Source organism: Paenibacillus sp. alder61, from assembly GCF_020179875.1.
GTDB classification, from domain to species: domain Bacteria; phylum Bacillota; class Bacilli; order Paenibacillales; family Paenibacillaceae; genus Fontibacillus; species Fontibacillus faecis.
Genome location: NZ_JAIUDG010000002.1, coordinates 186063 through 210134, shown reverse-complemented (window position 1 = coordinate 210134; position 24072 = coordinate 186063). Strand labels below are relative to the sequence as shown.

23 protein-coding genes are annotated in these 24072 nt (G+C 52.5%); 8 read left to right on the top strand and 15 right to left on the bottom strand.

Translation table 11 applies throughout. The features are described 5' to 3' along the window. Positions 1-3: 3 nt before the first annotated feature. The 13 genes from LBW89_RS02920 to LBW89_RS02860 form a co-directional block, all read right to left on the bottom strand. Positions 4-1725 (bottom strand): extracellular solute-binding protein, encoded by a 1722-nt coding sequence (locus tag LBW89_RS02920; protein ID WP_148452328.1) that lies wholly within the window; start codon positions 1723-1725, stop codon positions 4-6. 50 nt (positions 1726-1775) lie between these two features. Beyond that, complete coding sequence (locus tag LBW89_RS02915; RefSeq protein WP_148452326.1) at positions 1776-2663, bottom strand: carbohydrate ABC transporter permease; 888 nt, start codon at positions 2661-2663, stop codon at positions 1776-1778. 28 nt (positions 2664-2691) lie between these two features. Continuing rightward, positions 2692-3657 carry an ABC transporter permease gene (locus LBW89_RS02910; RefSeq protein WP_148452324.1) on the bottom strand — a complete coding sequence of 322 codons (966 nt, stop codon included), beginning with the start codon at positions 3655-3657 and terminating at the stop codon, positions 2692-2694. 81 nt (positions 3658-3738) lie between these two features. Further along, positions 3739-5382, bottom strand: coding sequence for a response regulator transcription factor (locus tag LBW89_RS02905; RefSeq protein ID WP_170287081.1), 1644 nt, complete (start codon positions 5380-5382; stop codon positions 3739-3741). Beyond that, a complete protein-coding gene (locus LBW89_RS02900; protein WP_225038420.1) occupies positions 5379-7115 on the bottom strand; it encodes a sensor histidine kinase in 1737 nt (578 codons plus the stop codon). Before LBW89_RS02900 ends, LBW89_RS02905 begins: the two co-directional genes overlap by 4 nt. A 173-nt stretch (positions 7116-7288) precedes the next feature. Next, positions 7289-8257, bottom strand: a complete 969-nt coding sequence (locus tag LBW89_RS02895) for a LacI family DNA-binding transcriptional regulator (protein WP_148452318.1) — start codon at positions 8255-8257, stop codon at positions 7289-7291. 309 nt (positions 8258-8566) lie between these two features. Then, positions 8567-9133, bottom strand: a complete 567-nt coding sequence (locus tag LBW89_RS02890; RefSeq protein WP_148452316.1) for a delta-aminolevulinic acid dehydratase — start codon at positions 9131-9133, stop codon at positions 8567-8569. 316 nt (positions 9134-9449) lie between these two features. Continuing rightward, entirely contained in the window at positions 9450-10091 is a 642-nt protein-coding gene (locus LBW89_RS02885) for a FusB/FusC family EF-G-binding protein (RefSeq protein ID WP_148452314.1), read from the bottom strand. A gap of 250 nt (positions 10092-10341) precedes the next feature. Continuing rightward, complete coding sequence (locus tag LBW89_RS02880; RefSeq protein ID WP_225038419.1) at positions 10342-10989, bottom strand: sensor histidine kinase; 648 nt, start codon at positions 10987-10989, stop codon at positions 10342-10344. A gap of 87 nt (positions 10990-11076) precedes the next feature. Beyond that, positions 11077-13479 (bottom strand): ATP-binding protein, encoded by a 2403-nt coding sequence (locus LBW89_RS02875; RefSeq protein WP_225038418.1) that lies wholly within the window; start codon positions 13477-13479, stop codon positions 11077-11079. A gap of 243 nt (positions 13480-13722) precedes the next feature. Further along, the gene (locus tag LBW89_RS02870; RefSeq protein WP_148452312.1) at positions 13723-14499 is read right to left on the bottom strand and encodes a DUF4367 domain-containing protein; all 777 of its coding nucleotides are present in this window, start codon (positions 14497-14499) and stop codon (positions 13723-13725) included. A gap of 109 nt (positions 14500-14608) precedes the next feature. Next, the gene (locus tag LBW89_RS02865; protein ID WP_148452310.1) at positions 14609-16114 is read right to left on the bottom strand and encodes a hypothetical protein; all 1506 of its coding nucleotides are present in this window, start codon (positions 16112-16114) and stop codon (positions 14609-14611) included. After that, positions 16095-16679 carry an RNA polymerase sigma factor gene (locus LBW89_RS02860; protein WP_225038417.1) on the bottom strand — a complete coding sequence of 195 codons (585 nt, stop codon included), beginning with the start codon at positions 16677-16679 and terminating at the stop codon, positions 16095-16097. The genes LBW89_RS02865 and LBW89_RS02860 overlap by 20 nt, the downstream gene beginning before the upstream one ends. Before the next feature lie 117 nt (positions 16680-16796). On the opposite strand from LBW89_RS02860, the gene LBW89_RS02855 reads away from it, so the two are divergent. Genes LBW89_RS02855 through LBW89_RS02845 form a run of 3 tightly spaced genes read left to right on the top strand, consistent with a single transcriptional unit; the run spans position 16797 to position 18045 of the window. Then, complete coding sequence (locus tag LBW89_RS02855; protein ID WP_148452308.1) at positions 16797-17273, top strand: MarR family winged helix-turn-helix transcriptional regulator; 477 nt, start codon at positions 16797-16799, stop codon at positions 17271-17273. Between the two features lie 42 nt (positions 17274-17315). Then, positions 17316-17558 (top strand): hypothetical protein, encoded by a 243-nt coding sequence (locus tag LBW89_RS02850; RefSeq protein WP_148452306.1) that lies wholly within the window; start codon positions 17316-17318, stop codon positions 17556-17558. Positions 17559-17574: 16 nt separating this feature from the next. Further along, positions 17575-18045, top strand: coding sequence for a hypothetical protein (locus tag LBW89_RS02845; protein ID WP_148452304.1), 471 nt, complete (start codon positions 17575-17577; stop codon positions 18043-18045). 102 nt (positions 18046-18147) lie between these two features. Here the strand turns inward: LBW89_RS02845 and LBW89_RS02840 are convergent, their stop codons facing one another. Both LBW89_RS02840 and LBW89_RS02835 read right to left on the bottom strand, forming a co-directional pair. Further along, entirely contained in the window at positions 18148-18345 is a 198-nt protein-coding gene (locus LBW89_RS02840; protein ID WP_225038416.1) for a hypothetical protein, read from the bottom strand. A gap of 72 nt (positions 18346-18417) precedes the next feature. Then, the gene (locus tag LBW89_RS02835) at positions 18418-19488 is read right to left on the bottom strand and encodes a hypothetical protein (RefSeq protein ID WP_225038415.1); all 1071 of its coding nucleotides are present in this window, start codon (positions 19486-19488) and stop codon (positions 18418-18420) included. A gap of 86 nt (positions 19489-19574) precedes the next feature. On the opposite strand from LBW89_RS02835, the gene LBW89_RS02830 reads away from it, so the two are divergent. From LBW89_RS02830 to LBW89_RS02810, 5 genes are all read left to right on the top strand, one after another. Next, complete coding sequence (locus LBW89_RS02830) at positions 19575-20537, top strand: hypothetical protein (protein ID WP_225038414.1); 963 nt, start codon at positions 19575-19577, stop codon at positions 20535-20537. Between the two features lie 34 nt (positions 20538-20571). Then, the gene (locus LBW89_RS02825; RefSeq protein ID WP_148452297.1) at positions 20572-21489 is read left to right on the top strand and encodes a helix-turn-helix transcriptional regulator; all 918 of its coding nucleotides are present in this window, start codon (positions 20572-20574) and stop codon (positions 21487-21489) included. 81 nt (positions 21490-21570) lie between these two features. Then, positions 21571-22089: a DinB family protein gene (locus tag LBW89_RS02820; RefSeq protein WP_148452294.1), complete on the top strand. Its 519-nt coding sequence runs from the start codon at positions 21571-21573 to the stop codon at positions 22087-22089. Between the two features lie 4 nt (positions 22090-22093). Further along, on the top strand, positions 22094-22663 hold the full coding sequence (locus LBW89_RS02815) for a YdeI/OmpD-associated family protein (protein ID WP_148452292.1): 570 nt from the start codon (positions 22094-22096) through the stop codon (positions 22661-22663). Between the two features lie 188 nt (positions 22664-22851). Continuing rightward, on the top strand, positions 22852-23760 hold the full coding sequence (locus tag LBW89_RS02810; protein ID WP_225038413.1) for an EamA family transporter: 909 nt from the start codon (positions 22852-22854) through the stop codon (positions 23758-23760). Positions 23761-24072 lie beyond the last annotated feature (312 nt).

Here is a 24072-nt window from a genome sequence, read left to right as displayed (position 1 = left end):
CTCCTATTTGGCTTCAAAAGTAGCGTTGTACCATTCATTCACTTCCTTGGTAATCTGGTCACCGCCTAGCTTCTTCCAATTTTCTACGAACGCATCGAAGTCGGAGACCGGAGCGCTGCCGGTGATGATCTTGATGAACGTCTCCTCCTGCAACTTGTCCAGCGTGGCGCCCTTCTGGCCCATCGTCGCCGTCGGCAAGCCGAACCAGGCCGACCGTTCGAGCAATTGGTTGTCGCGGTAATAGCCGATCACCTTCCAGGAGCTATCGGGACCGAGGAATTTATAGTAGTTCCAGCCCAGCGGATCGGCTCCCTTATCCATCCCGTTGTCCATATAATTCTTGATCGTGTTGTAGTAACGGATCGCTTCCGGATGGATGTTTTCCACCTTCTCCTTGCCCTGCAGCACGTCGTTGATTTGCTTGAAGTATTTATTCGGTTTATCCTCGGACGGATCGAGTCCGCCGAAGGCGTAAGCGGCGAAATTAATCCCGCTTTTCGGATCCACGCCAAACGTATTCAGCGTTTCCATGGTCGTTTTCGGATTGTTGATTTTGTCCTGGAACAGGTTGATGATTTTCAAGAGCGCTTCCGGATGCTTCACATCGGCACGTACGGCAAAATAACGCTCCATCGTCACGGTCGTAACGGGCTTGGCCGGCTGGCCGTCGGCCGAAACGATCGGTACGCAAATCCAATCGGCCTGCGGATTGTTCACGATGGCGTCCTTGGCGCTCATCCACGGCAATCCTTCCCGTCCATAGAACAGGCCGACCTTCCCGGCCGCGATATCTTCGCCGACCTTCTTCCAATCTTTGACGCCGAACTCCACGTCAATCAGATCCTCCGCAAACAGCTCCCTCAGCTTCGCCAGAGCCTCTTTCATCCCCGGCTTGATAGCCCCGTAGGAAATCACCCCGTCTTCGCCCCGAATCCAAGCCTTGCCGTAAGCATGATAGGCGGCGAAGAAGCCTTCAAAGCTGCCGGTCGAACTGACCAGATCCTTCTGAAAACCGATGCCGAACGTGTCTTTGATCCCGTTGCCGTCAGGGTCTTCATTACGGAACGCTTTGGCGATCTTTACGACATCATCCAACGTTTTGGGAACCGGGAGATTCAGCTTTTCGAGCCAGTCCTGGCGAATCCAGATCATGTCTGCCGTGGCGTCAAAGCCGCCCGTCTGCGGAATCCCGTAAAGCTTGCCGTCCACGTAAGCGGTCTTCATCTGATTTCCGCCGTCCGCGTTTAAGGTGGCCTTTAACGTGTCCGAAGCGTATTTGTCAAAATACGGCGTCAAGTCGGCCAGTTTGCCCGCCTTGGCAAGTGTAAAGTAATCCTTTGCCGGAAGCGTCATCAGCTCGGGCAGATCGTCGGAGGCCACCGCCATCGTCACCTTTTGCTGGAAGCCTTCGCCGGCTACCGCCCATTGATAATTGATTTTGATGCCCAGTTCGTTCTCGTAGGCCCGGGTCCAAACATTGTTGTTCAGATCGTCGCCGGGAAGGTATCTCTCATCCCCGTACAGATTCTTCATCGCGGACAGCTCGATGGCCGGCTCGTACTTCACCAATGGACCGTCGTTTGCCGGCGTTGAAACGGCCCCGGTATCGGGCTGCTCCGGCTGGCCCGACTTTGTCGCGCCTCCGCATGCCGACATGGCGGCCATCGTCAGAACGAGCATGGCAATCAGTGACCCTCTCAGCGCTCTCGTTTTCCGTTTTTTCAAATTTCTCTCCCCCTTGATCAAATGTGGTTATGACACGAAATACTGGCTTTCTAGCCCTTCACGCTCCCCAAAAGCATCCCCTTGACGAAAAATCTCTGCAAGAACGGGTAGACCAGCAAAATCGGCAGCGTGCAGGCCAGAATCATCGCCGATCGCAGCGACCTGCCGGTGATTTCCAAAAGCTGCGGATTGTTCGCGAGCGCCGTCGACGAAAGCTGCGACAGATCCAGGTTCAGGACCATCGTTTGCAAAAAGGTCATCAGCGGATAACGGTCCGGCATGTTCATGAAAATCAGCCCGTCGAACCAGCTGTTCCAATGGCGGACGAGGATGAAGAGCGTGATCGTTGCCAATGAAGGCAGACTGAGCGGCAAATAGACCCTTACCATCGTAACCAGCCACCCGGCTCCGTCGATCAGAGCCGCCTCCTCCAACTCGCCGGGAATCGTCCGGAAGAAATTCAGCATCAGCAGGACATTGAACATCGCCACCGCTTCCGGCAAAATCAGCGCCCAAACGGAATTGACCAGATGAAGCTCGTTGACCACGAGGTACGTGGGAATCAGGCCTCCGTTGAACACCATGGTCACCATGAAAAACCAAACATAGAACCCTCTAAGGCGAAACACCCTTTTGGACTTGGACAGAGGGTAGGCGACCAGAATCGTCAGCACAAGTTCCATGGCCCAGCCCAGGAAGGTTCGTTCCACTGTAATCCACAGCGATTTGAAAAATTGCGGATTTGCAAAAATGTATTGAAACGAGCTGGTATTAAAGCCTTTTGGCCAAAGTCCGACCTGATTGGCCTCGACCACCGAGCGAGAGCTGAACGAGACCGCGATCAAATTCAGAATCGGCAGCAGACAGATAAAGGCCATAAACGACAAGAGCAGAGCGTTAAAAACCACAAATGCTTTTCTGGATGCGGAATTTTCCATAGCCGTAACCCCCCTTTCGTATAAGCGGCTAGAAAACCTTGTATCCTGCCCATTTGTTGGCCAGCTTATAGCCGATCACGATCAACACGAAGGACACGACCGATTTGAAAAAGCCGACGGCGGTGGCAGGGCCGAACTGCACGTCCACGATCCCGATGCGGTACACGAGTGTGTCGATTATATCTCCCGTGCTGTAGACCTGCGGACTGTACAAGTTATATACCTGGTCAAAGCCGGCCTGCAGCACATTACCGATACCGAGCACCATCAGCAGCAGCATGACCGGCGCCAGGGCGGGCAGCGTGACGTGCAGGGTTTGTTTCCATCTGCCCGCCCCGTCGATAATAGCGGCCTCGTATTGCGTCGGGTCGATCGTGGTGATCGACGCGAGGTAAATGATCGTCCCCCAGCCGAATTCTTTCCATACGTCGGTGAAGACGAGCGTGTACGGAAAGGTGGCCGGATCCCCGAGAAAAAAGATCGGCTTCATCCCCAGCCCGGTCAGCAGATTGTTGATGATGCCCGACGACGGAGACAAAATATCGATGAGCACGCCGGCCAGCGCCACCCACGACAGAAAATGCGGCAAATACAGCATCGTCTGTACCGACTGCTTGAACCACCGGTTACGGACTTCATTAAGCAGCAGGGCGAACACGACCGGCACGATCAGATTGCCGACGATTTTCATCACGGCGATAAACAAGGTGTTCCACAGCACGTTGAAAAATCCGGGCAAATTGAAAACGTATTCAAAATTATCCCAGCCTACCCACCTCTGGTCGGAAAGACCGAAAACCGGTTGGTAATCCATAAAGGCGATGGATAAACCCGCGATGGGAACATAACGGAAAATGAGGGTCAGGATGACCGCCGGCAAAAGCATGACATGGAACGGAAGCTCTGCCAGAAACCATTTTCTCTTCGGTTTGCCGGATACTGCGATTCTAATCTCCCCCTTTTTAAAGCGCTTACTTTGCGATCGCAATTTCATTATCCGGCTTTTCGCGTTCCATTCCCATGCTAATCTTTGGACTTTTATCTCTATCCCTTTACCTGTTTTGGCGCTCCCCCTTTAAGCGTGGCGATTCCTGTATTCCTGCGGCGTAAGGCCTTCTAGTATTTTGAAGTTCCGGATAAAATAGTTGGTATTGTCATATCCGCATTTTTGGGAAATCTCGTAAATTTTCATTTTCGTGTGGGTCAGCAGCGACCGGGCCAGATCGATCCTGCAGCGGGTGATATAATCGTGAACCCCAATTCCCACCTCTCGCTTGAACATCCGCGAAAGATAACTGGGGTTGAAGCCTGTCGCCCGCCCGAGCGCGTTCAAGGAGAGATCCGCCGCCAAATGCTGGTTGATATATTCTTTGATCCGGCTTATGGTCGTCTCCGCATTGGCCCGACGCTCCGTGTCCGCCGCTTCGCACAGCGCGCGGCCCAGCTTGTTCAGATACGCGGCCCGCTCCACCCAGCTCTGCATTTGCGTGGGCGTGTACAGCAGCGTCAAATCGATGTCCTCCGGCAACGCCGAGTACAGCCGGGTTTCGTTCAAATGGCCGAGCAGCGTTTTGCCGGCCGCAAGATAAAGTTCCATCGTATGCAGCGGATAGGCGTTGCGAATCCGGGACAGCACCCGGCACACCTCGTCCAGTAGGTTTCGGAACGATTCCAGATTGCCGCTTTGCAGATGAGTCCGGAGCAATTCCACACGCGGCAGCAAACGTAAGACAACGGCGCACTCTTCGTCCTCCGAAGTGAACGACTCTCCCGGATATCGGTCTCCTTCCGTAGCGATTCCTTCCTGGCTGCACAGATCAAAAAGCGCCAGCGTCCTTTGAAGCGACCGGTAAACGCGGCCGATTTCCATCCAGCTTCCTGCTTCTTTCGCCAGTACAAAAGATAGTTTGCATCCCGTACGTTCCGCCAGAATCCCCTGAATGTCCTCCAGGAGCGGCATCGGTACGGTAGGCGGGCCAAGTTCACTGTCCCGGCCGACCAGAAACCAGAGAATATCTTCCCGATGGCTTGTGCTGAGAATTTGCAGAGGAGAAGGCTGCAATTGGGCCTTAAGGATCTGCTCCACAGTCAATTGAACGAGCCCTTTCCTCGTGAAGGACATTTGCTCGGAGCAGTTTCGCCCGAGGAGAACCAGCACGGGGTGATCCGGCATGAAGGAATCCCCCAACTCGTTCATCGTAAGGGACATCGCGTCCGCGTCGGGCGAAGATTCGGCTAGCAGCGCCGACAGCAGATGATCCCTGAACACCGGGAGCATGGTGGCAAGGCGAGCTTGGGCCTCAACATACTGGTTTTCCAGTCCTTGCTCGTACGCGATCCGGTCCAGGGCCGCCGCCACCGCCGCGATCACTTTGTCGTCTCCCTCGGTTTTCAGAATATAGTCGTAAGCGTCTTGCTTGATCGCCTTGTAGGCGTACTCGAAATAATCGTAGCCGGTCAGAAAAATAATTTTGACGGCGGGGTGAATTTCGCGCATCCGTCCCGCCAATTCGAGCCCGGATATACCCGGGATATGAATGTCAAGCAGAACCACATCCGGGCGAAAAGCCGTAAATAGAAGAAGTGCGTCTTTCGAAGAATAAGCGGCCTCCACCGCCAGCCCGAGCTCCTTCCGTTCGCGAAACATCATCCGTAATCCGTCGGCAATGGTGGGCTCATCGTCCACGATCAGCAGTTTTTGACCCGAATGGTTCATCATTCCCCCTCGCTTTCTCCGTGCGGTATAGTAATCTCGACGCATAGTCCGCCAAGCGGTGATTGCGATATGCTCAGTCCGGCACGTTCGTCGAAATAAATTTGCATTCGTTTATGAATATTCCTTAACGCCGTGGTCTGTCCGGCCTTACTTCCCTGCTCGATCAGGGCTCGGATAGGCTCTAACGCGCTCCTGTCGAGGTCTCCGCTGTTCTCGACGCGGATGACCAGCTCCTCCCCATTTTCCCGGAAGGAGACGCTTAAGAGGCCGGCCGTGTCCGTAGGCACTTTTTCAAACACGTACTGAAAGGCGTTTTCCAGCAAGGGCTGGAGAATCAGGCGGGGAACCGGCGTGTGGGTCCACCGGACAGGCAGTTCGGCAAATTCGATGCTCACGCGATTTTTGAAGCGAAAACTTTGAATGGACGCGTAGTTCCGCGCGTGTGCCACCTCTTCCGCAAGCGTTTTTTCATCCTCGCCGTCCCGGGTAATATACTCGTAAAATTTGCCGAGATGCTCGCAGAATACGACGCTGTTTTCGTAATCTCTCATTTTGATCATGCGATATAGAAGATAATAGCTGTTATACATGAAATGAGGATTGATCTGCGCCTGCAGGTGCTTCAACTGGGCATGGCTGATCAGAAGCTGCTGCTTTAAATCTTTTTCAATCAAGAAGTCGATCTGGCCGACCATTTCATTGAAGCTGTCGTACAGCTCGGCAAAATACGTCTGTTCGTGGTGGATTATCCTGTACTTGAAATTACCGGATCGCACTTGCTCGAAGGCATCCTCCAGCAGAAGCTTCAGGGGGTGGTAGACGCGGCGGTAGGAGTCGAGAAAGCCGGAAAGTACGATGAGCGCGATGAGCGCGATAAATAACAGCAAAAGCGTAAGTCCGATTCCGATCAGAACCTGATTCGAGTTATCGACATACAGCCATAGAAGCCGGGTTCCGAGAACTTCGGACTCGCTCCGGATCACGTCGAATTTCTTGTCGGCGAGTTTCACGTGCTGCCCGGAAATCGCCTCATCGATAGGCAAGGTGTAGCCCTCGTGCCCGCTGGCCACGATAAACTGCCGCTCGCCGCCGGTGAGCACGATCATGTCCTCGTCGGTCAGCAGCGCGTTCTTTAACTGTTCTTCGATCGCCCGCTTGTCCAGTTCCACGATCAGGACGCAATCCAGAGACGGGTTGTCCTGCGCGTTAGTAACCGCTTCCAAAACGATTAAGCGATTATGGTAGGTCATCAGCGTAGAAGCGTTTGGAAACAAAACCTGCTCCATCTCCATCCAGGCCTTGGGTTCCATATCGTTAATTTCCTCGCTGCCGATCACTTTGCCGATGGATTTAAAGTAAACGCCCGCGTCCGATACCAAGCGGCTGCTGTTTTTCAGCGATTTCATTTGATCCATCATCGAATGAATCATTTGATAGCGCAGGAAGTAAGGGCTGGATGAATAGAGATAGCGCAAATTATCGACACTTTCGTCCATCAAGACTCCGTACTGAATGCGTTTGATCGTTTCGATTTCGCTTTCGATATCGCGATGAACGAATTTTAGCCGCTCGACCTGTTTGTTATAGATGATCTCCGAATAATACCGCTGACTGCGCAAAAACAAGGCGACGCCGAAAAGAATGGCGATGATCAGGATGGAAGCGATCACCAAAAGAAAACGTTTATAAAGCATGTTGAAAACGAGATTGTTTTTTTTGTGCGGTTTGCGGTTCATAGAAGACAACCCCTTCCTTGATGTCGCTAGGCTTCCCGCGTTCGTCGTCGCCAAGAGCCGATGCTATTTGAGACATTTGGGGTGAGAACCGGCGCTCGAACGCCAATAAGGAAGCGCTGTCATAAAAAAGTGAAACGTTTCCACTTTTTCGTGAAACAACCGGCCGGAATGCTTCAGGTTGTTTCGCCCCGCCTGAAAATAACGGGCAGCCGATAGGTTTCCCGCGGCAGACCCTCTCCGTTCATTTTCCGAAAGAGCAGTTGAACGGCCGTTCGCGCCATAGCTTCCACAGGTTGACGAATCGTGGACAACACCGGATGGAAATAGGTATGGCTCTGAATTCCGTCATAGCCGATAACCTTGACATCCTCCGGCACCTTTAATCCCAGCTTCACCGCCCGGTCGATATATTTGGCGGCAAACATATCATTAATGGCGAACACGCCGTCGGCTTCCGGATGAATCCGGAAAAATTCATCGAAGTAAGCCTCTTCGTCCATGATGGGATCCGGTCGCTCAAAGACGGAACCATCCACGCCAAGCCGCTGCGCTTCATGGACAAAACCCGCCTTGCGGTTCATCGTTTCGCTGGACATGGCCGCCACCGCTCCGATGAAGACGGGTCTTTGGACACCTGCCTTAACGAGTTCCTGCAAAGCGATCCGCCCTCCTTCGAAATTGTCCGAGGTCACACAGGTAATTTTCCGGTCGAAGCGCCGGTCGATGCTGACCATCGGAATTTCCGGACCGACATTCTTCTCAATATCGTTATAAGTAATTCCCACAATCCCCGCCACCTTGTTCTGCCGGAGCATATCCAGGTAGTACAGCTCCTTCTCCGGTTTGCCCCCGCTGTTGCAGAGCATCAGCTTGAAACCGCTTTGATCAAGCTCATCCTCGATATAGTAAGCTAATTCCGAAAAAAACGGATGCCAGATACTGGGCAGCAGCAGCGCAACCATCTTGGACTTCTGCATTTTAAAATTCCGGGCTACTTCATTGGGCACATAGTTCATCCGCCGGATGACCTCTTCCACCTTCCGGCGCGTTTCCAATTTGACCGGTCCCGAGTTGTTGATCACCCGGGAGACCGTTCCTACAGCCACACCGGCTATTTGCGCGATATCCTTGATACTCGTCATAGAACTCCCCCGTTGTTAACTTTCTCTGAACATCAGCATAACATTGGAATGGAAACGTTTCAATAAATAGAATCGCCGGATTAAAAGCTATGGCAGTAGCGGCACTCCGGCTCTCGTTTTATAGCTTTTCGGTTTAGCCCGCTATCCTCTGACAGCCGTGGGAGGTAATAACGGTACTATTATCCCCTTAGAGCCAAATCAAACAGAAATAGCGGCCCAAAAGACCGCTATTTCTGTGAGTGACTCATTTTTTCCTACTACGATGGCTGATGGGGTACTAGATTCCTGCCCTAAGTCGAAGTCAGGCTTTTACACCAACGCCTCGTTTTCATAAATTCGATACATCGTCATGTTTTCTTCATCCATGGACCTGGCGAGTCGGTAAGCCTCTTTCATAGATTTCTGGTTTTGGCACATCTCGTAAAAAAGACGCAGCAAAAACATCAGCGCCGCATTGCCCTCCGGGTAATCGTCCGGTCCGATGTAAATCCGGCAGCCGGCGTCCAGAAAAGCCCGGGACAAAGCCGGGTCCCCCAGCGTGCATCCGTTGCCGATCACGGTTTTACCTTCCAGCTTGGCATAGCGCCGAATCTCGTCCGGACCAAAATCCCCTTTCGGTTCCCCGTCTTCATAAACGTCTTCGCCCAGTTCGGGCATAATCATTTTGCCTTCGTCTCCGTGAAAATGGAGCACGATCAAATCCGTATCCGGATAAATGTCCTCTCCGTTCAACACGGAAATCAGGTCATTAGGCCGGCCGATCCAATACGTAAAAACTCTTGCGCCAAATAATTCCAAAGCGGCACGCATGGCCTGCAATTCCATATCGTTATCGGGGCCGCATACCAAAGCCACATTCATTAAGGGTTTGCTCATCTTCTTCATCCTCCACATGCTGGATTTGTTCGCATCAAATCGGAAATCAACAAATCGATGCATGGAGGTGCCCGGGCCCTGTATCCAATCTCAGCAAGGCGTTAATGTTTGAACTTCATGGGTATATCCTCCTGTATCGTCACGAAATGAAATCCTCCATCCCTGTTGAAAACGGTTTACGTTAAAAATACCCGGAACTGGAGTCTACGATGATATTTTACCTAATTACTCCCAGTGGGACAACCGGTCTCTTATTTGGGAAAACAGCGTGATTTTAATAAACAAATAGACTGCCCGAAGGCAGCCTAGTTGCTTATTATTTGCTCACCGAGAGAATGAATTTCTCCAGGGAGCCGGGATCTGTAATACTTCGGTTGCACCCTTGGTTATCCATGCACACATATTGACCTACGGCGGATATGTTATCCGGTGAAGTGTGGGGCGTTCGAACCGAGAAGTGAGCAAGCTCATGCTCACGGTTGCAGAACAGGCAATACCCCTTCTTGTTCGTCGGTGTAATTCGCCCCTCCACCCCGATGAACCGATCTTCGAACGGATATACGATGAATAACCGGTTCGTGGCGATATCCACCCAACTCAGATAGGTGACATACCGGAAGTCGATGGAGTTTAAATCCGGAACTTTCAGCTTCTTATTTTTAGGGAACAACTTCTGAATCTGTTTCGGCGTAATGGGCGGATATGGCTCCAGATAAGGTTCCAACTCGTTAAGATATCGCTGGAATTCGAACGCCGTCTCGAAGGTAGAGATCTGTTCAAGCATCTTCTTCTGTTCCTCGGACAGATAGAGGAATGCTTCCACAATATTCTCCGCGGCCCGATACCTTACCGTTTCCAGAACACGCCGATCCGCAACCGTCCGCAACGTATTCTGAAGAAATTCCGCTTGTTTCTTAATCACATTAAATTGATGGTTTCTAATAAATGGTGTACTCATAGCTTTCAGCCCCTTATTTTGTATAAAAAATCTCAATAAGGTGCAAAGCCTGTTATTAGAAACGATAAAATGAAGAGTTTGGGCGATCGAATCCATCCTATCGCACCTCACGCAAAGTATCGCCCTAGATCAGGCTTTGCATGAGGACTTCCTAGCCAATGAGCAATCCTGCATTGCCATCTCCACAACCCCCATTCCTATTTCATGCGCAAAAGTATAGCACCAAATGCCAGGTTCTGCAATTCATCTATTACTTAGCCTCTAAACCGTATCGGGGCAGTAACGTGCCGCTGGTCGCTTGCTTCGGGACGATAAAAGAAACGACCGTGCCCTGCCCGGGAGCCCCCTGGATTTGCAAGCCTTTCCCGAACAGCTGTTTCAAGCGGCGGTCGGTGTTGGCCAGGCCGACGCCCGATTTTCTGCCAGGGGTCTCCCTTGGGTACAGAACCCCGCGCAGGAGCTCGGGGTCGAATCCGACGCCGTTGTCCTCGACGGAGATCTCCGCATAGTCTCCAAAGTCGCAAACCCGGATCCGGACGGTGCCTCCCCGGTTGCGTCGAAGCAGACCATGCCGGACCGCATTCTCCACCAGGGGCTGGATAGACAGCGGCGGCACCTGCAGCGGGAGACCGTCGTCCACCTCCCACTCCACCTGAACGCGGTCTCCGAAGCGTTCTTTCTCGATGTAAAGATAAGCCCGCACCAGCTCCAGTTCCTTGTCCAGCGGGACGAACCGCTCCAGGTTCGCGAAGTCAAAGCTGGCCCGCAAATAATCGCCGAAAGCCAGCAGCAGGTTGCGCATGCGGTCGGGGTCGACTTCGACGAGCGCGGCGACGGAATTCAGCGTATTGAACAGAAAATGCGGCTGAATTTGCGCCTGGAGCCATGCCGCCTCCATCCGCGACTGCTCGCGGGCGGTCCGGGCGACGTCCGTGAGCGCCTTTACCCGTGCTCGCAGTTCGTGGACATCGACAGGCTTGACGATTTAATCGTTCGCTCCAGCACGGAAGCCCGCTTCGATATCCTCCGTCCGGTGCCGGGCCGTGAGCAGTAGAATCGGCAGCTCCGAATGGGAGAACATGGAGCGGACGGTCCGTGAGACCTCATACCCGGACATCCCGGGCATCATCACGTCCGCGATGAGCAAATCCCAGGCTCCCGCATTCAGAAGAGACAGCGCTTCGAGGCCGCTCGTCGCCGTTACGATCTCGTATCGATCCCGGGCGAGCGCGTTCGTTAAGACGCGCAGATTCACCGGATCGTCGTCGACGGCAAGAATGCGCGGCACGTCCCTGTGGGCGGGAGTTTCCGGCGGGGAAGCGGCGGCGGCCGTCTCGGCGCGGTTAAGAGCTGCATCCGCTTCGTTCGGCTTTCCTGCCGAAATAGCCTCCGGCGCGGCTTCGAGTTCGTCGGGCTTCGCCACGGGTAAAGTAAACCTGAAGACCGAGCCGCTGTTCGGAACGGAGGTGACCGTCAGCTCGCCGCCGTGTAGTTCGACCAGCCGCTTGGTGATCGAAAGACCCAGCCCGAAGCCCGACGCGTTCGTCTCCGTCTGTTCCCTACCCTGTTCATAGGGCAGAAATATCCGGCTCATTGTCGCTTCGTCCATTCCGATGCCGGTGTCCGAAATGCGGATTACCGCCATGTCTCCTTCAATCCCCGCATCGATGACGATGCGCCCTTCATTCGTGAACTTGACCGCATTATGCAGGAGATTGAACAGGATTTGCAGCAGCCGGTTCTCGTCCGCCAGCACCGGCGGCAGCGAATCGGGAATCCGGTTTTCCAGCTTGATCGGCTTCCCTTCGGTCAAGAACCTGACCATATCCAGCACGCCGGATGCCTCCGCCTGGAGACGGAGCGGACCGGGTTGCAGCAGGACCCGGTTCTCCCGAAGCCGGGTCAGGTCGACCAGGTCATTCAGCAAAAAGGACATCCGCTTGCCTACGGAAACCAGCAGCTTTAACCGGTCACGGTTAGCCTCGTCGTCGGATTTTCCGGCGCTGTCCAGTACGGTCTGGGCCATGTTCAGAATACCGTGAAGCGGATTCCTCAGTTCATGCGACGTCTGAACCAGGAACTCATCCTTCAGTCTGTCGGCTTCCTTCAAACGCTCCGCCAGTGTGGCGGTTTCGGCGGCGCTGCGGAAATACTGCTTAAACCAGTACAAAGCAAAGGCCACAAACAAGGCCAGCATATCGAAAGGATAATAGCCGATATCGAGAAAAAACGTGTAATTCAACAGTCCCCAGATGAGATTCGATGCCATAGCCACCACGCCGAGCAACAAATAGATTGCATCCGGAACCCCTTTCCTTACCGCCAAATAGAGAAAGACCGGAGCACTGCCGAACGAAACCAGCATCAGCAGCGTATGTAACCCGTCAGCGTAAGTGATCAGCCTGGCCGGCAGCGCCAAAACACCCAAACCGAATACCGCGCAGGCGACCAAGTGCCAACGGGAGTAGCGAAGGATCGGAATTTCCGGCAGCAAGCCTTTTAAAAAATGCAGCAGCAGCCCGGCCACGCCAACGTATGATAAATAGAACACTTTAGAAGCCGTTTCATAACCGACCCCAAACCAGGCGGACAAAATTTGATCCTGATCCACGGAGACAGCGGCCGCACCGCAAGCCGCCAGCAAAGAAAAGATCAGCAGCGGCTTGTGTCGGGCACCTATGAAATAGAGCACGAAGGCATACCCCGCATGCATGACCATCAGCAGAACCATCGCCGCTTGCGAGCCGGCGGAGTACCAATATGCCCGCTCCATGGCGCTCGCCGTTCCGAGCTTGACGGGTTCGGTCAACCCGCCCATGACGCGGTTATCGTAATTGGCGACGTGTAGGACCAAGTCCAGGACATCGCGGTCGGCGGTGATTGTGACGGAATAGGGCATACTACCCGCCCGGTAGGACGAAGCTTGCTCCGCCGGCTGACCGGAGCGGCCCTCTAAGCGCCCGTTCACATATAAAGCCGAAGAGGTCGAAATCCGCGGTATGCGAACGGTCAACTTGGGCAATTCCTCCGTTCTTTGCGGCAAAATAACCCGCAGGCGATACGTCCCATAGCCGAAGGTCGAACGCTGCTGCGGGGAAAAATACCGCTGCCAGCTTTCGGGGACCGCCATCTTCATGGTGGAGCCGGCCTCGGGCACAAACGCCCCATCGGGACCCGGGGTCGCCAACTGCGAAGGATAGAACTCCCATTGTCCATCAAGGGAAAGAATCGGTTTGGACGAAGGGAGCCAATCGCTTAAATCCACGCGCCCATCCTCCGCTTCGATCCGCATCGAGGTCGTTTGTATATTGATCCATACGAGGCGAATCCCCGTCAGCACAAGAAAGAACAAGCCGACGATCGCCGCAATTTTTCTTCTTTTCATCATAGTCACAAAGATTCGACAAAAAACAACAATTTTCCTTTTCCCTGTCGAATGCGTCTCAAATTTTAAATATGTACACTTCAATACAAACCTATCGCGGCCAGGAAGCCGACTTCAAATTTCAACTATATAGTTGAACGTTGGCGCAGTGGAAAGGTTGCGGTCCGAGCCGAACGAAAAATACATCGAAATAAAAAAGAGCCTGCCTATACGCAGACTCCGGGAATGGATTATTTCTGTTTCAGTTCACTCTTTGCCCATGCTCTCCGCGATCGCGACGAGATCGTCCTTCGTCAGGGAGCTATTTTTGTAGGTGGAAATCTCGTACTCCAACTGGTCTTTCGTATTTTCCCACATCAGTCTGGTCGAGAAGAGGGCGTCGGAATTCGTGGCGTATAAAGCCTCGATCCCGTTGACGGTCAACTTTTCAAAATTTTCCCCTTTCCCCGGCACCTTTGTGACCTCCGTAAAGAACGGCTGCATCTTTTTGGCGCTGAGGCGAATGACGTCCGAATCTTTGGAGAAGACGATGGCCGTTTCTCCGGCTTCGCTCCAGTTCAGCTTCTTGGCGTAATACGTTTTGCCCTTCGCTTCCGTTTGGAGTTCCTTTAACATCCCTTGATATCTCTTGCTGAGAAAATGAGGATATGGCGGCATGATTTCACCGGATTCAAAAGCGTACCCTTCCGGAAGCCAGGCCGGCTGTGTTAACTCCGGCGCTTTGTACTTGGACAACAGCTTCGTGTACTCGTCATCATTTGAAGTCTTGATGGACAGATAGTTAAAAGACAGGGAATTGTCCGTTCCATCATACATGACGGTGAGCTCTCCCGGCTTTTTCTGTTTGGAATGGATCGCTATCGCCGCTTTTTTCTGCTGTTCGAGACGGGTCTCGTTCGAGGCCGCCTGTGTCTTCGACGATTTGTGCGGCGCGGCTGCAGCCTCCTCGGCAATAGGGCTTGCCGAGCCAAACATCAACAGGATGCTCGCGGCGGTAATCAGGGTCTTTTTCGTAACGTTCATGGATAATCTCCTCTCGGCCAGTCAGGCATTTGATTTTGTTTTACTTGTATAACGCCTGAGCCTCCGGAAAAGGGACACTCAAATCAAGTTCAAGTGATTTGATCTTGCCCTAGCGAAGATCGAACGCTATCGTCCGGTCGATACGTACGGGATCGGCCTCCCGTTTCACGCGAATTTCATAAGTTTCCTGTTTGGGAACCATGAAGGCCAGTTCGTATTCCTCGTTTCCTTCGGTCGGCATTATCCGTTCCTTTCTTAAATCCGCTTTTTCCCCGTAATACGCCTCCCAGAGCTCCGGAGATTTCTCTTTGTCGGGACGTAAGGAAGGAATATCGAACCGGACGCTCATGCGATCTTCGGATTTCTGCCGCACCTTAAGCTTCAAAAACCCATCCTCATACCGCGTTTCGGTAATCGTCATTTCCTTGTTTTTAAAGCGGATCGGCTTCGGCAGCGGTTCGTTTAAATCGAGCGTAAAGGAGCCGCTCTTCGTCCAGTCCGAGACCTCCACGGCGCCGACGTGAAGCGTCAGTCGGTCCACGGTCTCGTCAAAAAACGGAGAGGAATTGAACGTCAGCTTAATTACCCCCGGCTGAAACCGGTCATGCACCGGCTGATACTTCGTCTCGTAAGAAACCAACGGATACACCTTGCCGTTGTTGTCCGTCAGCTTCACCGGATCTTCCTTACCGTCCCCGTTTAACCGAAGATCCAGCGAATATTCTGCGCTGTTGTCCAACCGAAGCTCGGCATAGGTGTTCAGCGGAGTAACCCGGATGTTGTCCAGCACCACAGCCCCGATATCCGGGTCCCCCTTCACCTCGATCCGCCGGTTGGCTTGGATAATCCGGTCTTTCAACTGCTGGTCGGGCGAAAACGGCACTTTCATGGCATACTGCCGGTCCACGCGGCCGGAGGCATGGGTCCCCGCATAAATTTCAAATCGCAAAGTGTCGGGATTCCCCTGCAGAAACGCTTGCACCGCTTCCGGTTCCAAATCTATGATGTTGGAAATGACGAGGATCGGCTCTCCCGTCTCCTGGTCGGTAATCAAATCTTCGCTGCCGCTCCCTTCGATCATATCGAAATCCACGCTTTCCACGGCGTAAAAATCGGCGGTACGGTCGAGACTCAAGCTTCCGTCCGGATTTTTCGCAATATGCTCCTTGAGGGCGTCCGTCCGAATAAATACTTTGTACATCAGTTTATCGCTGGTCAGATAAACATCCGCAAGGCTCACCTTCATATCGCCAAACTGCTGCACCACCGGTTCAAAAGGCATGTACTTGTGAGCGGCGGCGTTCTCGACCCCGTCCTGGCGGCGGAGCGTATCCAGCCATTCGGCGGCGACCGAAACGCCGGGGATTTGCTTGAGCATGCTGGCAAACGCGGGGGACATCTCGGCCGTCACGAACAGGAGCGAGACGGCGGCCGCTCCCGCGACGAAACCGGTGACCCATGGCCTTCTCCCTGCCCGACGCCGGTCGGGCTTTTTGTTTTCGCTGTGCCATGCGATATTCCGGGCAAAATCCCGCAGCGACTCGGGAGCGGTCAACCGGTCCAGCGACTGTTCGATCTCCTTTTTCATATCCAACTCATTCCTTGTATCCAACATGTTGCACCACCTTCTTGTTTTCATCGGATTGATAAAGCTTCAGCAGCTTAAGCCGTGCCCGGTGCAGCCGCGATTTGACCGTGCCTACCTTCACGCCCAGCACGATGGAGATTTCCTCCAGGGACAGCTCCTGATAGTAAAACAGCAGTACCACGGAACGATGGGGAATGTCGAGGGACATAACTTGGGCTAGCAGGCTGTTTTGCTCTTCCTTTATCAAAAGAACCTCCATCGGCTGCGCCTGACGGTCCACCGGTTCCACTTGTTCCAAGTCCTCCGACATGCGGTCAATCCGCGACCGCTTTCGGGCCAAATCGATCGCTCTCATCGCCGCCATCTGTTTAAACCAGGCCGCAAAATAACGAATTTCCTTCCCCTTCATAATCGCCTGGTAAGCTTCGATCAGAGCGTTCTGTACGGCGTCCTCCGCCAAATGGGCCGAACGCAGAATCGCCGCCGCCGTGCTGTAGACCCGGTCCAGCAGAGGCTCCACCAGATGGTAAAAAGCCTCGCGGTCGCCGTCTCTGCACCGCTGGATCCACGCTTGATCCTCTTGCATCATCATCACTTCCTAAAGTTGTCTTCGGTAATATAGTCGAAGCATATGGGAAACAGGTTCGCTTCCTGGTGATTTTTCAATAAATCTTTTGACAAGGTATTGTCATTTTGTTAATGTATTGTCATGGAAAACCATATTTTACCTCCCAAAAACAGCGCTTTTTCCGATCTCGTCATTGAAGTATTCCGCCTCAATCGCCAACTGCTCGATGCCGGGGATCGACTGACTCAGCCCGTGGGACTCAGCAGTGCCCGTTGGCAGGTGCTTGGTGTGGTCGAACACGGACCGGTCACCGTCCCGAATGTGGCCCGCGAAATGGGGCTGACGCGGCAAGCGATACAACAGGTGGCCGATTCCTTGGTGGCGGAAGGGTATATGCGCTACGAGGACAATCCCCATCACCGCCGGGCCAAACTTATGGTCATCACGCCGAAAGGCCGAACCGCGCTGGATGAAATTCAACGTCGTCATGCCGTATGGACCAGCCATATCACAGAGTCGCTCTCCATCGAACGATTAACTCACATGCTCGATGAGATTCGCCGCATTCGCGAGCTCATGGATCAGAGCAACTCTCTTTTTGAATCACCCGATATGTAATGGTCAGGGTCGTTTACAAATTCACTATGGAGGTGTTTCAATTTGTCGATGGAACCGAGTCCATCTGTCATTCCCCTGCTTCCCTGCAAGTCTATTGACGAGCAACTGGATTTTTATGAAACGTTGGGGTTCGAAATTACTTATCGCCAAGCCAAACCGAATATTTATGCTTGTGTGCGGCATCCCATCGTGGAGCTTCACTTTTTCGGCCTCAAACAGCTCGTCCCCGCCGAGTCCTACGCCATGTGTTATATTCATGTTCCTAACGTGGATGAGCGTATATGAGGATTTTTGTGCCCGCTTGAAGCAGACGTATCATAAAATCCCGCGGTCCGGAATCCCGAAAATCACCCGCCTATCCGATTTATCGGAAGACCGCCGATTTAATCTGATCGATCCTGCCGGAAACCGTCTGTTAATCGGCCAAAGGCACGACAGCTCCAAACTGAAACCGCACGACGAATCCATCTGGGAGACGCCAAACCGGCCGCTGAATACTTATGAAATCGCTTATCGATTGGCCTACGCGAAAGACGACCACACGGCGGCCGTCAAAGTGCTCGATAAAATGTTGGCGAGCGATAAGGAAGCGGCGAACACACTGCGCTATAAAGCCCTGATTCTGCGCGCGGACCTGGCTTTTTCCAGCGACGATACCGATCTTGCCAAGCAATTACTGGCCCAAGCCAAACAGCTGATCCTTACGGATCAGGAGCTTGAACAGGTTCGCGGCGATATGGATAAAATGAATGAATTGTTGAATGGCGGATAGGCAGCACCATGTCAGGTTTAATGAAACGCCAGCGTATTACAAGGCATATAAAAAAGCCTCCACTCCTTAACCGAGCGGGGCTTTTGCTTGTTAATCAAACCGTTACTGTTGTTTCAACCTGTTGATTTCAAGTTCATTACGGGAAGTTTTTTGGTATGTAAACTCGACATCTGCCGCCAACGTATCCATTTTCTCTTCCAATCGGCTTAACTTATCATCCACCACTTCAATTTTTTGCTGTAATGGCGCAAGCTTCTGATCAAGCAGTTCACTTACAGACTTCAATAATTCATCATTCACGAGTACCAACCTCCCGTTTACGATTATAGCATAATGGAGGTGGGCGATCTCACTTAAATTAAAGAAAAAGCGTCAACTCATCTGAAGAAGATCCCGCTCCAACTCCCGGAATATCCCCTCTTCCATTCTCTTGTTCAACTGCAAATACTTGTTCGCCAGCGGGTGATCGGACCCAAAATAACGGCCGATTCGGCCAAGTAACGAGTCATCCCGATGCACGGTACTCCATTCAAACATTAACGTGTACAGCTGCGTTAAGTCCTCTTGGACTCCCTGGACAAACCGGAGCGGGCTCAACGCGCGGCTCAGTTTAAGGTCAAGCAAATCATGAAGTACGTCCAGCTTATGTTCTACGAGCCGCATATCCGTCTCTTCCGAATCGCGTTTCTCTTGTTCCAATGGGGTGTCCTTCTTAATATCCAGAATAAGTTCGCGAAAAGACAACTTCACCATCTGCATGCCCATGTAAGCCCACCAGTGACTTCCGGTTCCGATGGCGTATAACTCCCATCCCGGGTTCCAGAGGAGTTGCTTTAGAGTTTCACTATGACCTTCCCCATAAGCGGCTATGCCCAAAACAATCCCGGCATTACAATCCGTGGAAGCCCTCTCCCCCCAAGCCAAGAGCCTCGGAACGAGCTCCGGACCGCTGAACTTGAACGAGAGTGCCGGCAAAAACTCAGGGAATAGCGGCTCCCCGTATACCTTTTCGAATTCCGCCCTCAGCCGGTCTTCATGACGCGGCCCGAGCGGAAGGTGCATCAGCGCAAGACACGCATCCTTGGACAGATCCCAGTCGTTCATCTCTATGCAATCTACCATATAATCAACATATTTCTCATAGCCCATATATCCCAATACGTGTAAAATATCGCTCGGCATCTCCCGCTTCAGCTTATTTTGCTCAAAGCAATGATGATCGATCTCTTGCGCCAACGCCAGATCCCCGCATCGCATGACGGGGTCAAGCAGCATCACATGACGATAATCTTCCGGCTGCTCCAGAAAAAGCTTGAACAGTGCGGCGGCGTCTTCACGGTCTCCGTAGGTCGAAATCATTTGGCAATAGGCTTGGAGAATCGCGGCCGAAAGCCTCGGTTGGCTATGGAGCAGATGAATGAGTTGTTCCGTTTGTCGAAGCATGATATTCTCCTTCTAAAGCTTTTGGTGATAAATACCTTTGTCACAACGTCTATTTTATAATAGATCGGAGAGGAGTTCACTTGAAAATGAAAAAATGGATTGTGGCGATCGCGCTAACATCGTTGCTGACGACGCTGACCCTGGGCTGTTCTAGTAAGGACGACGGCTCGGGGGCTCATAAGGAAGAAGCGGCTCCGCCTCCGGCGAAAACGCAGCTAGGGAATAACGACACGGTTGTGAAAGCGAATAAAGCTGACGATCACCTCGATGAGCAGAAACATGTTGCCGACATTGAAAAACTAAGCCCCTTTTTCGGGTTCGTGAACGCGGACGGCAGCCAAATCATCGTGACCGGGCAGGAAGCCGGGCTGGAGACGTCCCTGTCGGAATACGACCACATCATCGGGGAAGCCGGAAAAACCTACGGCGTCCGATTTGCGAATTGGCAAACCGGCTCCGATCAAAGCAGCGGCCGGGAGACCGCCAACAATTTTGCCAACCTGGAAGGTTATGTCTTCGATATCCTAGACGGGAAGGCCGCTCCCAACGAGACCTACTATGTGGTGAAGAAGCAGGACTTTGACCTTGAATCCTTGCTTGAAATCACTCCCCCGGCGCAGAAGGGAACGGATGCGGAACTTGAAGCTGAGGAAACGCTCAAGGAAAACATCTCCCTCATGAGAGACCGCGATGTGACGCAAATCTGGACGCTGGCGGGCATCGGCTCGGAACGCAAGCTTTATCTCGTAAGATTTGCGGACAAGGGAAAAGACCGGCTGTTCAGCATCGCCTTGTTTAACGGCGAGAACTTCTTATTTCGGGATTATCCGGCGGTCGCTGAAGACGATATTTCCGTCTGGCGCGTGGATGATGGCGGTGAGGTGTCGCCGGGCATGTTCCCGCTGCTATTGGCCGCGGAAACCAAGCAAGGTCTCCTGCTGGGGATGTCGTGGTGGGGAGCGGAAGGCGTCAATTCTTTTTTCCTGCTGGAGGACGGGGAGAACCTCGGAGAGTTGGACATCAAGTATGGGCGGTATACTTCGCCCTGACCATTAGAATAGAGCAAACGGACGGTGATCCCTATTGAAATTGGAGCGATTGATCTCCATCATCTTCAAGCTGCTGAATCACGAAGTTCTGTCCGCCGCCAAGCTGGCTGAAGAGTTTCAAGTTTCGCAAAGAACCATCTATCGGGATATCGACGCGATTTGTGCGGCGGGGTTTCCGGTGGTATCGCATCAGGGAACGAACGGCGGATACGGCATCATGGACGGGTACAAAATGGATAAAAGCCTGCTCGGTTCATACGATGTCAATTCCTTGATTACCGTACTCCAAAGTCTCTCCACCGTGTTTGAAGACACGCGTGCGCAGGGCACCATCGAACGGCTGCAGACGATCGGACCGGAGCATCGGACTACGAGTTTGTCCGTCGATTTGGATACCCGCCGCACGGATCTGGGCGTGCTACCTCTGTTACGTACGGCCATTTCGCAGCGAAATATTATCCGTTTCGATTACATCAGCGCGCAGAATGAACGGACCACCCGCGAGATGGAACCGGTGCGGCTTCATTTTAAATTCGGCAACTGGTACATCTATGGGTATTGCCGGACACGACGGGATTATCGGGAGTTCCGGCTATCCCGGATGCTGCATCTGACGCTGACGCCGAATACCTTTCATCCGCATCACAATCTTCCGGAGGACACGGGATCTGCAAAAAAGGCCTGGGATGGCCAGGTTGAAGAAGTCGTACTCCAGGTACGGCCTGAGGCTTTGGCGGATGTGATGGATCAGTTTCACCAGGCGGAGAAGCAGTTTCACGCCGACGGGAGCATGACCGTGCGGATTCCCGTTTACCGGCCGCTCGAGGCGCGTTGGCTTTGGTCCATCCTGCTCAGTTTTGGCAGCGGGGCCGAAGTCCTCGAGCCGGTTCCCCTTCGGGACATTCTCAAAGAACAGCTTCAGCAGGCGCTCAAGCTTTATGAAGAAGTATGACAGACTGATGTCATACTTCTTTTTTTATAATCGGGTCAGAAGCAAAAACAAATCCAAGAACAATTGAAGGAGACGATACGAATGACGAATCATCCCGTAGAAATGTACCAATATCACGCCTGGGCCAACCAAACGATCCTGGGGAGAATCAAGGAACTCCCGTCCTCCGTGCTGAGCCAGGAAGTGAACAGTTCATTCCCCACTATCGCCCACGCTCTGAGTCATATTTACTCTGTGGACACGATGTGGTATCTGGTTTTGACGGGCATGGAGATGCCTGAGGCTTTTCAAGCGGCGAAACCGCTAAATGAGAATGTCCTGGGTTCCGTGGAGGAGTACGCCAATGCTTTCGGGAAATTAGCCGAACAATACGGACAATGGTTCCGAAGCCATGCCGATCTGGAGCAAAGCGTGCTGCTTAACAATCCGTTCGCCGGAGTCCGTCAAACCCGCTTCTCGGAAATGGTGCTGCATGTCGTTAATCACGGGACCTACCATCGGGGCAATATTTCCACGATGCTGCGGCAATTGGGGCACGCATCCACTATGAACGACTACGCGCTCTTTTGGTATATGGAACCAACCGCATCTATAAGCTAAATCTATGAAAATTGAAAATCTCCTCCCTGCCAAATCGAGAGAAGAGTTAAGGAGTTGGCTCCTCGAGCATAGCATGACCGAGAAAGCTTGTTGGGTGGTCGTCAGCATGAAGCCGACTCCGGATACCCTTCTTTATCTGGACGCGGTCGAAGAAGCTCTGTGTTTTGGATGGATCGACGGCATCAAAAAGAGAATATCCGAAACGGAGACGGGGCAAAGGCTGTCACCCCGAAGCCCAAAAAGTTCATGGACCGAACTCAACAAAGCGCGTGTCCGCCGCCTCGAAAAGCTGGGGCTTATGACAGACGAAGGCAGAAAAGTACTTCCCGATATGGACCCCGATTCTTTTAAAATCGATAGGTTTATTGAGCAGAGGCTGCGGGAGGAACCGCAAGTTTATGCCAATTTCTTGGCCTTTCCGGCGCTTTATCAAAGGGTTCGAATCGACACGATTCAAAGCGTCCTGAACCAACCCGAATTGTTTAAGAGCCGGTTGGACAAATTGATAACCCACACGCGGGAAAATAAAACGTACGGGCAATGGCATGATGATGGACGCCTGCTGGACGATTAAGTTGTTAAGCGGATTTAGGATTGACAACACGCCAAGAATGCTTTTATACTGTTTACCGGAACGGAATACGATCTAAAACCTAATCAGGATGATGTGGACTTTTCTGGAGACTATCTCTATTTTCGCCACACGGAAGGCCTTACCGGTCTTTTGTGTGGCTTTTTTGCGTCCACCGAAGGAGGAGAATCATGAAATTTTGGCACTATGCACTGATTGTTTTTTTAGGAGGTTGCTGTTACGGGATATTATCCACTTTCGTAAAATTGGCCTATGCTGCGGGATTCACCGTGTCGGCCGTGACCGGAGCGCAGTATTTCTTCGGCGTTGTGTTGGCCTGGCTTGCCGTCCTATTTACCAAAAAGAAAAGACTGACTCGCAGGCAAATTACCAAGCTGATCTTATCCGGGATTCCGTTCGGGGCAACCGGTATCTTTTATTATCAAGCTTTACAAACCCTAAACGCTTCTCTCGCTATTGTATTTCTGTTTCAGTTCGTATGGATCGGGGCCCTGCTGGAGTGGGCGTTCCATAAGAGAAAGCCTACGAAGCGTAAGCTTGTCTCGATCGGGCTGCTTCTGGTCGGTTCCGTTCTGGCGGCCAATATCTTCTTTCAGGAAAGCCTGACGTTGTCATGGCAGGGGACCGTATGGGGTATGCTTGCGGCATGCAGCTTTTCCACCTTTGTTTTTTTGAGCAGTTCTGTCGAAAAAGAAGCCCCGCCCATTTTAAAAAGCGCTCTGCTGTCCACGGGAGGCGTAATCACCGTCTTTCTCGTATTTCCGCCAACGTTTTTATTCGACATGGATGTTTTAGTGGGGGTGTTTCCTTATGGATTAGCGCTGGGTGTGTTCGGGGTCGTCCTTCCTCCCCTCTTGTTTTCCATTGGAATGCCGCATGTCGGTTCAGGATTGGGGACCATTCTTACCTCCTCCGAATTGCCGGTGGTTCTGATCATGTCCTCTTTGGTACTGGCGGAACCGATCAGCTTGCCGCAGTGGATCGGGGTAATCATTATTCTGCTAGGGATTGTTAGCAGCAATCTCCGGGCGGGAAGCTCGAATCCCAACTCTTTAAACGTTCAGAAGTCTGCCGGTTAGAGTAACACATCATAACCACCCGTCAAACGGGTGGTTTGCTCTTAGGCTATAAGCCTTTATTCCCAGCTCGCGTCTAAAGTCGCTAGCTTTCACTTCGTTCAAGCTACTATGCCGTCGCCGCTTTTGCCTACCCCTGACGGAGTGCGATGATTACTAGTCCCCCTTCAGACAACCTGGATAATATACAATTCCTGCATATGTGCATGTTTTTTTCTTGTTCGGGGCCCAAAATTTCAAAATTCCTGCAAATCTGCAGGAATTTTCGACGAAACCGGCTCGTTTCTCTAAAATCGCTGGAAATGCCTGCAGATT

Coding starts and splice junctions, on each gene's coding strand:
- LBW89_RS02815 (WP_148452292.1), top strand. CDS start 22,094: ATGAAAATTGAAAATCTCCTCCCTGCCAAATCGAGAGAAGAGTTAAGG.
- LBW89_RS02910 (WP_148452324.1), bottom strand. CDS start 3,657: ATGAAATTGCGATCGCAAAGTAAGCGCTTTAAAAAGGGGGAGATTAGA.
- LBW89_RS02895 (WP_148452318.1), bottom strand. CDS start 8,257: ATGACGAGTATCAAGGATATCGCGCAAATAGCCGGTGTGGCTGTAGGA.
- LBW89_RS02870 (WP_148452312.1), bottom strand. CDS start 14,499: ATGAACGTTACGAAAAAGACCCTGATTACCGCCGCGAGCATCCTGTTG.
- LBW89_RS02915 (WP_148452326.1), bottom strand. CDS start 2,663: ATGGAAAATTCCGCATCCAGAAAAGCATTTGTGGTTTTTAACGCTCTG.
- LBW89_RS02855 (WP_148452308.1), top strand. CDS start 16,797: ATGGAAAACCATATTTTACCTCCCAAAAACAGCGCTTTTTCCGATCTC.
- LBW89_RS02820 (WP_148452294.1), top strand. CDS start 21,571: ATGACGAATCATCCCGTAGAAATGTACCAATATCACGCCTGGGCCAAC.
- LBW89_RS02860 (WP_225038417.1), bottom strand. CDS start 16,679: ATGATGATGCAAGAGGATCAAGCGTGGATCCAGCGGTGCAGAGACGGC.
- LBW89_RS02810 (WP_225038413.1), top strand. CDS start 22,852: ATGAAATTTTGGCACTATGCACTGATTGTTTTTTTAGGAGGTTGCTGT.
- LBW89_RS02835 (WP_225038415.1), bottom strand. CDS start 19,488: ATGCTTCGACAAACGGAACAACTCATTCATCTGCTCCATAGCCAACCG.
- LBW89_RS02885 (WP_148452314.1), bottom strand. CDS start 10,091: ATGAGTACACCATTTATTAGAAACCATCAATTTAATGTGATTAAGAAA.
- LBW89_RS02875 (WP_225038418.1), bottom strand. CDS start 13,479: ATGATGAAAAGAAGAAAAATTGCGGCGATCGTCGGCTTGTTCTTTCTT.
- LBW89_RS02900 (WP_225038420.1), bottom strand. CDS start 7,115: ATGAACCGCAAACCGCACAAAAAAAACAATCTCGTTTTCAACATGCTT.
- LBW89_RS02830 (WP_225038414.1), top strand. CDS start 19,575: ATGAAAAAATGGATTGTGGCGATCGCGCTAACATCGTTGCTGACGACG.
- LBW89_RS02880 (WP_225038419.1), bottom strand. CDS start 10,989: ATGGAGGCGGCATGGCTCCAGGCGCAAATTCAGCCGCATTTTCTGTTC.
- LBW89_RS02905 (WP_170287081.1), bottom strand. CDS start 5,382: ATGATGAACCATTCGGGTCAAAAACTGCTGATCGTGGACGATGAGCCC.
- LBW89_RS02890 (WP_148452316.1), bottom strand. CDS start 9,133: ATGAGCAAACCCTTAATGAATGTGGCTTTGGTATGCGGCCCCGATAAC.
- LBW89_RS02865 (WP_148452310.1), bottom strand. CDS start 16,114: ATGTTGGATACAAGGAATGAGTTGGATATGAAAAAGGAGATCGAACAG.